Raw genomic sequence first — 12,509 nt, 5'->3', positions numbered from 1 at the left:
GCATTGCCATTGGCTTAGTCAGCGGGCTTTTAACCGATGTGGTATTGGCGGCAGTGTTTTTTGCCGTTATTTTTGGCGTGGCCATTACCCTTTTAAAAAAGCGCAGCCGTAGCAGCAGCGATACCGTTATCGGCGTTTTCTCCAGCACGGCGGCGGCTTTAGGGATTGCCATTTTATCGCTGCACGGCGGAGTAGCGCGTTATAGCCATGTACTAACCGGCGATATTTTAAGTATTTCACCCGGCCAAATCGGCTATCTTTTTATTACCTTTTTGATAGTAGGGATAATTTGGCTAACTTTATTTAATAAAGCTTTTTTAATAATTATAGATAAGGGCTTAGCCTACAGCAAGGCCACCGCTAATACGGCGGTAGAGTTAGTTTTTACGGTAATTTTAGCGGTGTTAGTGGCTATCTCTATTAATTGGATAGGATTATTATTAATTAATTCTTTTTTAATTTTGCCGGCGGCTACCGCTAAACTTTTAAGCCGTAATTTACGGCAATTTCATAGTTTAGCTATAATTATCGCTTTATTTTGCGCTTTAAACGGCCTGTGGTTAAGTTATTATTTAGGGATAGCTACCGGGGCGGCCATCGTTTTATTGTGTGCCGGCTGCTATTTTTTAGCTTTGCTTTTAAAATCTTTATTGGTTAAGTTTTTATGACAAATTTATATAGGAGTTGCCGGCTTTGCCCGCACCGCTGCGGGGTAAACCGTAATGTAACTGCCGGCTTGTGCGGCGCCACCGACGAGATGGTGCTGGCGACGGCGGCGCTGCATTTTGGCGAAGAACCGCCATTAACCCCCACCGGCGGCAGCGGAGCTTTCTTTTTTGCTAATTGCCAACTTAATTGCCCTTTTTGCCAAAACTATCAAATTTCGCATTTTGGTATGGGTAAAAAGATTGATGTTAATCAATTAGTTGATTTAATGCTTACTATGCAACAACTTGAGGCCGATAATATCAATTTGGTATCGGCTACTCCGTATCTTCCTTCTATTATCACAGCCATTAAAGAGGCACGTGGGCAAGGCTTAATTTTGCCTATTGTGTGGAATAGCGGCGGCTACGAGGAAGTGAGCAGCCTTAAACTTTTGGCCGATGAAGTTAAAATTTATTTACCAGATTTAAAAACTTTAAATACTTTAACGGCAAAGACTTTGTATAAAGATGATTATGTGGCTAAAGCTTTAGAGAGTTTGCATTATTTAGCCGCTAACTTTCCATTAATTTATGAAAACGGCCTGCTTAAGCAAGGGGTAATTTTGCGCCATTTAGCTTTACCCGCTAAATTGGAGGAAACCGAAGAGGTAATAGCTTACTTTGCTAAATATTTTAAAGATAAAATTTTACTGTCTTTGCTAACCCAATATACGCCGGTGGTGATACCCGGCGAGGGCAGGCTTATTCCGAATAGGTGTTTAAATAAAAATGAAGAACAAAAGTTAATTAAATTATTGCAAAAATATGATATTAACGAAGGATTTTTTCAAGATTTAGTGCTGGGTGATTGGTTGCCTAACTTTAAGGAAAATAAATCTTTTAAAGGAAATTTAGCCAAAACTATTTGGCATTGGAGCCAAAATACGGTATAATAAGGCGATGACCGAAAATTATCGCCTGCTTAAAGAGTATCATCCTAATTTGGCCGATAAGATAATAACGGCCGAAGAATTTACCGCCATCAATTTTGTTAAAGGCAGTCAGGGCGAGGTTATTCCGGCCTTTGGGCAAAATTTGTGGTACAGCGCCGATAGCCCGCAAAAAGAAGGGGAGCAAGCCCTCAAACATGCATTGCATAATAATAACGGCACGGTGCTTTTTTTAGGGTTTGGAGCGGGTTACCAAATTGAGCCTTTTTTAGAGGCCGCAGCTATTCGCAAAATTATTGTGTTGGATAACGCTTTTGCTTTGCAAAAAGCTGTTTTTAGCCAAGTAAATTTAACTAAACTTTTGGTAAATCCTAAATTACATTTTATCTATGAAGAAGACAGCGCCTTAGCTATAGCTAAACTTAAGCAGTTTTATCAGCCGTTGCGTGATGGTACTATGCTGGTGTTTAGTTTAAGTAATATTATTGAGTATAATAAAAACTTTTATATAAATTTTAATATACTTTTAGCTAAATATATAAAAGAACTTAAAGAAGATATTGCGGCGCAAGGTTATTTTGGTAAGCTATGGTTTAAAAATATTGTTCATAATTTAATTAATTTTAAAAATGAACCTTTAATAATAGAGAAATGGCCGTTGGTGGCCATTATCGGGGCCGGCCCCTCATTAAATGGCGGGATACTTAAACTTAAAGAAGTTAAGGAAAAAGGCGGCTTGTTAATAGCCTGCGATACGGCTTTAACTACTTTGATGGCTTATAATATTATACCAGATATAGTTTTAACTACTAATCCACAAAGTAATGTTGCCGGCTGTTTTGTAGGTTATAGCAATTATAACTTTAAAGTTTTAGCCGATTTAGTTAGCGCACCTGCCGTGATGCGCGGCTTTAAAACTACTTTTTTTGCCGGCAACCACCCGTTAAGCCGGTTGAGCGGCCTTTCCACCTTAGATACTATGGGCGACAACATTGGGTACACGGCCTTAGCTTTGGCCTATGCTTTAGGAGCGGAACAAGTTATGAGCGTAGGACTGGATTTTGCTTATCCTAATGGTCAAATTTATGCTAAAAACTCTTGTTTTTGTATAAATTTTTACAGTGAGGCTAATCGTCTTAAGACGGTGTACCGGCAAAATTGGGATTTATTATGGCAAGATAAAGATATTAAAAAAATAGTAAACGGCGATGATTATTTGTATCAGTCAAAATTATTTAAATCATATCAAGAGCAATTTAAATTGCTAAAAAATGAGGGGCTTTCTAAGCAAGTTTGGTATAATAGTAATATCAATGCTGCTGAATTTTTACATAACTATAAGGTGAGGCTTGAAAATTTGGCTACCAAATGGCACTATAACTTTGAGCATTATACCGATGATGATTTACAGATAATAAATACACTTAACCCGCTGGCTGCCGGCTTTGCCAAAGAGGGCGGCAATGCCATTTTACAGGCTTTAAACTATAGTTTAGATTATCTTAAACAAAAAAACCTCTAAAGGGCTTGCATTTTAAAGTAAACTATCCTAAACTAAGTGATTATGATAGATTTAAAATTATTAGCCCAAAGGCTAGACGAAGTTAAAACCAACGTTAAAAATCGTTTTATCGAGGTAGATGTCGATTTAGTATTGCAGCTTTATACTCAAAAAAATAAGCTTATCACCCAGCTGGAGCAGCTACGGGCCCAGCGTAATGCTAATGTGGCGCAGATGAAGAGCGCTGCCGATGAGGGTGAGCGTAGTAAGTTGATTGAGGAAAGTAAAAATCTTAAAGACCAAGTGCTCCGTTATGAAACCGAACTGGAAGAAGTTTCTGCCCGGTTGGCTATCGAGGCCGATAAGCTGCCTAACTATGCCCACCCTGCTGCGCCGCTAGGTAAAGAAGATGAAGATGCCATTCAACTTAAGACAGTAGGTGAGCTGCCCAATTTTGATTTTAAACCGCTTGACCATGTAGAACTAGGCGAAAAATTAAATTTAGTTAATTTTGAAGCCGGTGCAAAGGTAACCGGCCCAAAATTTTATTTTTTAAAAAACGAGGCCGTCTTATTGGAAAATGCCTTAACCCGCTATGCGCTGGATAAAATTAGCGCCGCCGGCTTCGAGCTGTATCAAACCCCCGATATTGCCCGCGAAGAAATTTTGGTGGGGATTGGCTTTAACCCGCGCGGCCCGGAGAGCAATATTTACAACTTAGAGGGTACCGGCACTTGTCTTGTAGGTACCGCCGAAATTACTTTGGGCGGCTATTATAAAGATGAAATTATCGATTTAAGTAACGGGCCGCTTTTGCTGGGCGGCTTATCACATTGTTTTAGGCGCGAGGCCGGCAGCAGCGGGCAGTTTAGCAAGGGGCTGTACCGTGTGCACCAATTTACTAAGATAGAGATGTTTATTTTTTGTAAGCCCGAAGACAGCCCGGCCATGCACGAGAAAATACTTGCCATAGAAGAAGATATTTTTACCAGCTTGAGCATTCCTTACCGTGTGGTGGATACGCCGGTAGGTGCTCTGGGTGCGCCGGCTTACCGCAAATACGACTTAGAGGCTTGGCTGCCGGGACGCGGCGAGAACGGCGATTGGGGTGAAATAACCAGTACCAGCAACTGCACCGATTTTCAGGCGCGGCGTTTAAATATCCGCTATAAAGATAGCGATGGTAAAAATAAATTTGTGCATACTTTAAATGGTACGGCTATTGCTATTAGCCGGGCTTTGGTGGCCATTATGGAACTTTACCAACAGGCCGATGGCACTATAACTATGCCGAAGGCACTGGTGCCGTATCTGGGGTTTGAGAGGATTGAGACTAGGTAGGTAAAATATTTTTTAATAAAAATTTATGATAAGTCTCTTTAATAGGGGCTTATTTTTTTGTTAAAAAATGAAAACTGAGCTTGACTTTTTTTGAGAAGTAATATATCATATATTGTATACAAGGAGAGGAATAATGGGATAGAATATATGTAAAAAATTTATCTTTAGAATAGAGATTTTATCGTTAGAAAACTCAGGATTGAGTGAATTTAATGATGGTATTCAAAAATTTATTAAAAGCGGAGATAATATTTATGATTACTGAGTTTTATAAGAAAGAAAGTGGAGAAAGTCCTGTTGAGGATTTTATAGATACATTGGAAAAGAGTTTACAAAGTAAAGTAGTGAGATCGCTTGAAAGACTGGAAGATTGTGCAGCTAATATCAATGAGGTAGCTAAATTATTAAATACAAGGCAAATTAAAGGTAAGTTATGGGAACTTAAAATAGATAATGTAAGATTATTTTATGTTATTAAAAATAATGAAATACATTTTCTACATGGGTTTATTAAAAAAACAATAAAAACTCCAAATAAAGAGAAGAATGTAGCTTTATCAAGAATGCATTCTTTTTAATACAATGCTGTCATTTTATTGACATTAAGGAGTATTACAATATTATGAGTTTACAAGAGTTAAAAGCTAGACTTTTAGCAGACCCTGAAGTAAAAGAAGCTTACGATGCTTTAGAGGCCGAAGATAAAATTATTCGTAATTTAATTGAAGCTAGGCTTAAGCAAAACATTACTCAAGCGAAACTTGCCGAGCTTACAGGCTTAAAGCAAAGTAATATTAGCCGTTTAGAGAGGGGTACGGCTAATCCCACTGTATCAACTTTAAAAAAACTTGCTAAAGCCTTTAATAAAAAATTAGTGATAGATTTTGTTGATAGATAATATTTACTAACTTTAATATTCTAATTATTAACCCGCTTAATTCGCGGGTTTATTGCTTGTATTAGCCGGTATTCAACCATCTTCCCCAATCTGCCGAAAATAAGGATAATACTTTTTTAAAAAACCGCTAGCAGACACTTTAAATTTATTTAACTTTGCTGTATAGTACACACAGGGTATTCATCAATATATATGGCCACATTACAAACTAACCCGCGCGAAATTATCCGCCTTGCCTTTGGCAAAACGCCCAGCTACTTTGCTATGGCCATTTTGGCCGTAGGTACTATCTTATTATTGCTTGTGCCGCTGCCCGGCTTTATGCTGGATTTACTCATGACGCTTGGGTTAATGATGTCGCTTTTAACTTTGCTCATCGCTTTGTCGGTTAAAAGTCCGGTAGAATTTTCCGTCTTTCCAACGGTTTTGCTGGTTAGCACCGTTTTTAATTTGGCTTTAAGTGTGGCCAGTACCAAAATGATACTGGAGCGCGGCCCGGCTTTTGACGGCCAGCTTATTATTGCTTTTGGTAACTTTGTTATCGGCAGCCGCGGCACAGAGGGGCTGGTGATTGGCCTTATCATTTTTATTATTATTATTGTGGTGCAGGTAATGGTTATTACCAAAGGCGCCACTAGGGTAACCGAAGTGGCGGCCCGTTTTGCCTTAGATAGTATGCAAATGAAGCAGATGGCCATTGATAACGAGTTTAATCAGGGCGCTATCAGCGAAGCCGAGATGAACCAAAAGAAAAAAGACCTGCAAAAGAGTATGGACTTTTACAGTGCAATGGACGGTGCCGGCAAATTTATTTCGGGCAGTGTTAAGGCCAGTATCTTAACTACTATTGTTAATATTATTGGCGGCCTGATTATTGGCGCCGGTATTAGGGGTGAGGCGCTGGCCAATGCCTTTGGTATTTACACCCGTTTAACGGTGGGTGATGGGCTGGTAACGCAGCTGCCTATGTTGTTTATTAGTGTGGCCACCGGCCTGCTCGTAACCCGCAGCACCAGCGAAGCCAGCTTTGACGAAGAAGCTACCAAGCAGTTTTCTACCCAAGCGCGTATTTACTTAATTGCCGGTTTCTTTTTATTGTTAATGGCTTTTATTCCGGGCTTTCCTACCATCGTTATGTTGTTATTGGCTGGGTTGTCTTTATATATAGCTTATATTTTAAGCCGCCGTGAATGGCGTGCCGGCAAAGAGCACGAAAACGATGTAGCGCGCGGCGAGCTGGAAGAACGTAATCCCGAGATGGCCCCTGTAGTACCTTTGGATACTTTAAGCCTCGAGCTTGGGTATAGTTTAATCCCGCTGGTAGATAAAGAACAAGGCGCCGAACTGCTGGAGCGTATCACGCGTATCCGGCGCGAGGCGGCGATGGATTTAGGCCTTGTGGCCAGCCCGATACGTATTACCGATAATATGCGGCTGGAGAGCCATGAGTATCGTATTAAAATAAAAGGCAGTGAGGTTGGCAGAGGTAAGCTTAGACTGGACCAATATTTAGCTATGAATACCGGCGGGGTGATTGATGTGGTACCCGGCGACCCTACCAAAGACCCGGCTTTTGGCATTGATGCCTTATGGATAACCGATGAATACCGCGATAAAGCCGAACGTTACGGTTACACAGTGGTAGATAGCCCCAGCATTTTGGCTACCCATTTAACAGAGGTTATTCAAAGTAATGCCGCCAGCTTGCTGGGCCGCCAAGAAACGCAAAATATTTTAGACGAGCTGCGTAAAAAGTATCCGGCGGTGGTAGATGCCATTAATAGTATACAAGGCTTTAATACGGCCAGCTTGCAAAAAATATTACAAATGCTGCTGGGTGAACGGGTATCTATCCGCGATATTGTAACAATTTTAGAAACCATCAGCGATTATGCCGCTGTAAGTACCGATGTAAACTTTTTAGGTGAAAAGGTGCGTATTGCTTTAAGCAGGCAAATTACTAACCAATATGTAGATGACGACCGTATCTTACGCGTTATTACCATAGAACCAAGCCTAGAGGCTATGATTATGGAAGCCAACTATGTAAGCAGCGGCAGCAGCTTAAAAAGCACTATGAGTATAGAGCAACATAGGGCGTGGATAAATGCCCTGTTAAATACCGTTCAAGCGGTGCGTAACGAAGGTTATTATCCTATTATTTTATGCGCTTCGGCAGAGGCTAGGCCTTTTGTCAAAGCCAGCGCCCTTAAAGCCGACCCATCGCTTACGGTATTGGCCAGCCTAGAGATAACCAGTGATGTGCAGCTAGAGGTGCTTGGGGAAGTGAGATTAAACTAAATTGAGTACTAATGTTGTAAAAGTTATCTCTACTATTAGTTATGATGATGCCATTACCAAAGCTAAACTGCAATATGGTAACGATATTAAAGTGATTAGCTCGCGCACGGTGGAAAAACTGGGAGTATTGGGGCTGGGCTCTAAGCGCAGCTTCGAGGTAGATGTTTGGCTTAACCCGCCCACGAAAAGTGTGGTTACTCCTTCGCCCAGCGATATTATTAAAGCTGCCGAGCTGGTTAAAGACGAAAAACGTGATGAAGTTTTAGGTGAAATAACCAAACAGCTGGCCGATATTCAGCAAAAACTAAGCGAAGACGAAAAACGTAATAAACGCGAAAAAACCCGTAAAGAAGAGCTTAGCGGCGAGCTGGGCAGGATTAAAGCTGTTTTAAGGCAAGAAAACGATTTTTCGGACAAATTTGCCGATGAGTTAATTAACAGCGTTAAAAATGATTTATCTTTAACCGAAGCCGAAGACGGCGATTATGTCGAAGAGCTGGTGTTAAAAGAACTGCGCAGTAAGATGAGTTTTTATAAAAGCACCCTACGGGCTAAGCCGCGTATCTTTATTTTGGTGGGGCCAACGGGAGTAGGCAAAACTACTACCATCGTTAAGTTGGCCGCCATTAATGCCGACGACCACAAAGTAAACCGCGACGGCAAAGTGGCCATTAGGTTTATTAATATGGATAACTTTAAAATAGGGGCTAATGAGCAATTAAATACTTATGCTAAAATATTACATACTTCGGCCATTTGGGTAAACGATTTTGAAGATTTAAACAAAGCGATAGACGAAACCCGCGAGGCCGATGTGGTTTTTGTAGATACTTCCGGCAGCAGCCCTTTTGCGGTGGTAACGTTGGCTAATTTAAGCGAAGCTTTAACTAAGTTTGGCTTGCAAAAAGATGTGTACCTGTGCATAAGCGCCAGCACTAAAGAAAGCGATGTGGCCGAAATTTTAAGTATGTTTAAAGTATTAAATTATAAAGCTATTATTTTAACTAAGCTTGATGAAACTAAACGTATTGGTACGGTGCTTACGCCGTTAATAGAAAAACGCGAGGCCATTGCTTATATAACTACCGGGCAAAACGTGGGTATTAGCGAGATAGAAGCGGCGAGTATTGTGCCTATTTGGCGTAAATTAAGTGGTTTTAATAAACGAGTTGTCGATAAAATAATTAGACAGCTAGATGAAGAAAACGACTATATTTAGTTGATAACGGATAGTTAAGAGTTGATAGCTAATTGAGGTAAGTAAATAAATGGCAGATCAGGCTGAAGAGCTACGGGCAATGATGAAATCGCTCACCCCCGAGCATAACGATAAAAAATTACGTATTATAACCATTGCCTCCGGTAAGGGTGGAGTAGGTAAAACCAATGTGTCGGTTAATTTGGCTTTAGCTTACGCTAGACTGGGCAAAAAAGTTATTGTCATGGATGCCGATTTAGGCCTTGCCAATATTAATGTTATTATGGGGGTTATCCCTAAATATAACCTTTATCACGTGGTGCGTAAGCAAAAAACTATGCGTGAGGTAATTATAGAAACTAATTACGGTATTCAGATAGTACCGGGAGCTTCGGGTTTTTCTAAAATTGCCAATCTTGATGAAGATGAACGGCAAAACTTTGTTACCCAGCTGCAAGAACTGGCTTATGCCGATATTTTAATTGTGGATACTTCCGCCGGCGTATCGGGTAACGTGCTTAGTTTTGTCGAGGCCGCCGATGATGTGTTAATTGTTACCACCCCCGAGCCTACCGCTATTACCGATGCTTACGGGTTAATTAAAATTATCAGTACCGAGATTGAAAGCCAAGATTTTAACTTAAAACTTATTATTAACCGTGCCCAAAGTGTAACGGAGGCTAAAAAAGTACAGCAGCGTGTGATTGCTATTGCCAGCCAATTTTTAAATTTAAAGCTAGATTATTTAGGTTTTATCTATGATGACCCTGTCGTTAGCCAATCGGTGCGTAAGCAAGTGCCTTTTTTAGTAGCCGAACCTAAAAGCCGGCCCAGCGAATGTGTTATGCATATTGTGAGCAAGTTAGAAAAAATTGATTACCGCAGCGAAGGCAGCGGTATGGCTAAGTTAGTCCGTAAATTTTTAAACCCGCGCCATAGTTATGAGTAAGCTAACTCTTAAATTTTTAGGCACCGGCACCAGCGATGGTATACCGGTTATTGGTTGCAGCTGCCCGGTTTGTTTATCGGCTAATCCTAAAGATAAACGGCTGCGTACCGGCCTTTATTTAACAAGCGGCGAAACCAGCTTACTGTTAGATGCCTCACCCGATTTACGCGAGCAAGCCCTAAAACACCACATAACTCACTTTGATGCCGTGCTGTTAAGCCATAACCACTGCGACCACAGCAGTGGCCTTAACGAAATGCGCCGCTTTAACCAGCTAATGCAGGGCAAAACTATCCCTTTATATGCTAACCAAGCTACCATCGAAGAATTAAAAATAACTTATGATTATTTTTTTAATCCCAAGCAACCCGGCGGCGGTATTCCGGCGATGACTTTTAACGTGATAACCGGCTCTATCCGCATTAACGAGCTTACCATAACGCCTATTCCGGTTAAGCATGGCGGGCTGGATATTTTGGGTTATCTTATCACTAACGGGAACAGCCGGCTGGCTTTTATTACCGATGCCAGCTATATTAGCACAGAAAGTTTTGCTTTGCTTAGTAATATTGATACTTTGGTGCTTAACGCTTTGCGTTACCGCCCGCATAACACCCACTTTAACATTGAAGAAGCCATAGTGATAGCCCAAAAAATTAAAGCTAATAAAAGTTATTTTATCCACTTTACCCACGATGTAGAATATGCTAAACTAAGTAACGAGTTACCGCCGGGCCTTTACGCCGCCTACGATGGCCTAACTATAGAAATTTAAGATAAGTTATTTTGTTATTGCAAACGTTAGCGAAGCAATCCAGTAGTTTTAAAATAAAACTGCTCTAAGGATAAATAAATGAAGTTACAGCAGCTTGATAAAGAGTTAAAAACCCTCTTTGAGGCAGAAAAATTTAGTTACGACCCAAGCCTAAACGGTATCCAGCTGGGGGATACAAAGGCCAACATCACCAAAGTAGCCTTTGCCTTAGATGTTAGTGCGGCTGCCATCAATTTAGCTGTTAAGCAGCAAGCTAATTTACTTTTTGTGCATCATGGTTTATTTTGGGGCGAGCCGAGTAAAGCTATTAGCGGCAGTTACTACAATAATATTAAAAAACTGATTGAAAATAATATAGCTTTATACGCTATGCACTTACCGCTAGATGCTCACCCTATTTTTGGTAATAATATGACGGTGGCCAACCGGGCCGGGTTAAGCGATATAGAGGTAATAGACGGGATTGGTTTTGGCGGTAAGCTAGAAAAACCGGCCAATGTGCTGGAGTTAGCCGCTAAAGTTTACGGCAGCGAAGGGGTAACTATTTGGCCTTTTAAAGAAGAGGTAACTAAGATAGCCGTTATTGTCGGCGGAGCTACTACTATCTTTCAAAAGGTTTACGGGCTGGGTTACGAGGCCATTATTACCGGTGAGGTTAAACACAGCCTTTATCACTTTTGTGCCGAAAATAATTTTAGTGTAATGGCCGGCGGCCATTACCAAAGCGAAATGCCCGGTCTTATCGCTTTTAAAAATTATTTTACGAACCATTTTAACTTAGAAACAACTTTAATAGATTTACCAACGGGGTGTTAAAAAAAATGAATGTTAATGCTAAACGTGCGCTTCCTTTTATTTTAACGGCTATAATTATTATTATAGACCAGCTAACTAAAGCCTTTATTGTGGCTAATATTCCGCTGGGGTGGCCGCTTACCATTTATTTTAGCGCCTTTGATGGTTTTTTTCAAATTATCCACGTGCGTAATCCCGGCGTTATTTTTTCGATAGGCGCCAACTTACCCGATGGTGTAAGAACCTTTGCTTTTAGTATTATTCCTTTAATTGTTTTGGTAATTTTAATTACTACCATTATTTTAACACCTGCTCAATTTAACCAAGTAAAAGCTAAGCTGCGGCTAAAACCCAGTAACGAAGAAAGTTTTACCCCTTTGCAACGCTGGGCTTTAGCTATTATTATTGGCGGCGGGATTGGTAATATCATCGACCGTATTTTTAGGCCGGACGGCGTGGTAGATTTTATCGATATTCGTTTTTTTGGTTTATCGGGTTTAGAAAATATCCCTCTTTTAAGAATATTAAGCTGGCAGCGTTTTCCTACCTTTAATATCGCCGATAGCGCCGTTACTATTGGTGTAGTTATTTTGCTGATTAGCTTTATACAAGATTTTAAAAAAGATAAGAATAAGGAATAGGGACAAGTAATAATTGTTTTTAAATTGTTACTATCATTAAAAGAGATGAAAGCTAAAAATTTATTATTTTTATTAATTGCCTTAGTACTGCAAGTTACCATTTTGCTGGTTTTACTTACAACTTTTGCTTTACTGGCTTTGCCTATCTTTGTACGTGCCCCAGAGCATAGTTATGCCGTGTTAACCATTTGCCTTTTTGTTTTAGTTGGCGGCTTGTATGCCTTAATTTATCATAAATTTATTAAAGATATTATCTATAAGGAGAGTAAAAATGACAGCTCATAATCAAGCTAAACTGGGCGATATAGCCCCAAGTGTTTTATTGCCCGGCGACCCTTTGCGCGCTAAATTTATTGCCGAAAATTTTTTAACCGATGCTACTTGTTATAACACCGTACGTAATATGTTAGGGTACACCGGTTATTATAAAGGGCAAAAAATATCGGTGCAGGGTACCGGTATGGGGATACCATCGGCCTCTATTTATATTAACGAACTATTGGCCGGTTATGG

14 protein-coding genes are annotated in these 12,509 nt (G+C 40.3%); all 14 read left to right on the top strand.

What is annotated here, in order from left to right:
- Positions 1-668 (top strand): metal ABC transporter permease (locus tag FWE37_06885; protein ID MCL2520706.1); only part of this gene is annotated, 668 nt, incomplete at its 5' end.
- Positions 665-1,600, top strand: coding sequence for a radical SAM protein (locus FWE37_06880; protein MCL2520705.1), 936 nt, complete (start codon positions 665-667; stop codon positions 1,598-1,600). The genes FWE37_06885 and FWE37_06880, both read left to right, overlap by 4 nt.
- Positions 1,601-1,607: 7 nt before the next feature.
- Complete coding sequence (locus FWE37_06875; protein ID MCL2520704.1) at positions 1,608-3,119, top strand: DUF115 domain-containing protein; 1,512 nt, start codon at positions 1,608-1,610, stop codon at positions 3,117-3,119.
- A gap of 42 nt (positions 3,120-3,161) precedes the next feature.
- Positions 3,162-4,439: a serine--tRNA ligase gene (gene serS / locus FWE37_06870; GenBank protein MCL2520703.1), complete on the top strand. Its 1,278-nt coding sequence runs from the start codon at positions 3,162-3,164 to the stop codon at positions 4,437-4,439.
- Positions 4,440-4,651: 212 nt separating this feature from the next.
- The gene (locus tag FWE37_06865; GenBank protein ID MCL2520702.1) at positions 4,652-5,017 is read left to right on the top strand and encodes a type II toxin-antitoxin system RelE/ParE family toxin; all 366 of its coding nucleotides are present in this window, start codon (positions 4,652-4,654) and stop codon (positions 5,015-5,017) included.
- A gap of 44 nt (positions 5,018-5,061) precedes the next feature.
- A complete protein-coding gene (locus FWE37_06860; protein MCL2520701.1) occupies positions 5,062-5,337 on the top strand; it encodes a helix-turn-helix transcriptional regulator in 276 nt (91 codons plus the stop codon).
- A gap of 192 nt (positions 5,338-5,529) precedes the next feature.
- A complete protein-coding gene (locus tag FWE37_06855; GenBank protein MCL2520700.1) occupies positions 5,530-7,638 on the top strand; it encodes a flagellar biosynthesis protein FlhA in 2,109 nt (702 codons plus the stop codon).
- Between the two features lies 1 nt (position 7,639).
- On the top strand, positions 7,640-8,857 hold the full coding sequence (locus FWE37_06850; GenBank protein MCL2520699.1) for a hypothetical protein: 1,218 nt from the start codon (positions 7,640-7,642) through the stop codon (positions 8,855-8,857).
- 49 nt (positions 8,858-8,906) lie between these two features.
- Positions 8,907-9,785, top strand: coding sequence for a MinD/ParA family protein (locus tag FWE37_06845; protein MCL2520698.1), 879 nt, complete (start codon positions 8,907-8,909; stop codon positions 9,783-9,785).
- Positions 9,778-10,560 carry an MBL fold metallo-hydrolase gene (locus FWE37_06840; protein MCL2520697.1) on the top strand — a complete coding sequence of 261 codons (783 nt, stop codon included), beginning with the start codon at positions 9,778-9,780 and terminating at the stop codon, positions 10,558-10,560. Before FWE37_06845 ends, FWE37_06840 begins: the two co-directional genes overlap by 8 nt.
- 78 nt (positions 10,561-10,638) lie before the next feature.
- Positions 10,639-11,376, top strand: coding sequence for a Nif3-like dinuclear metal center hexameric protein (locus tag FWE37_06835; protein MCL2520696.1), 738 nt, complete (start codon positions 10,639-10,641; stop codon positions 11,374-11,376).
- 5 nt (positions 11,377-11,381) lie between these two features.
- Positions 11,382-11,996 carry a signal peptidase II gene (locus FWE37_06830; protein MCL2520695.1) on the top strand — a complete coding sequence of 205 codons (615 nt, stop codon included), beginning with the start codon at positions 11,382-11,384 and terminating at the stop codon, positions 11,994-11,996.
- Positions 11,997-12,041: 45 nt separating this feature from the next.
- The gene (locus FWE37_06825; GenBank protein MCL2520694.1) at positions 12,042-12,281 is read left to right on the top strand and encodes a hypothetical protein; all 240 of its coding nucleotides are present in this window, start codon (positions 12,042-12,044) and stop codon (positions 12,279-12,281) included.
- Positions 12,268-12,509, top strand: a 242-nt coding sequence (locus FWE37_06820; protein ID MCL2520693.1) for a purine-nucleoside phosphorylase, incomplete at its 3' end; no start/stop codon positions are given. The genes FWE37_06825 and FWE37_06820, both read left to right, overlap by 14 nt.

This window comes from Spirochaetaceae bacterium (assembly GCA_009784515.1).
GTDB lineage: Bacteria > Spirochaetota > Spirochaetia > WRBN01 > WRBN01 > WRBN01.
Note: the sequence above shows the minus strand (reverse complement) of the source record. Positions and strands in the feature narration are given on the sequence as shown.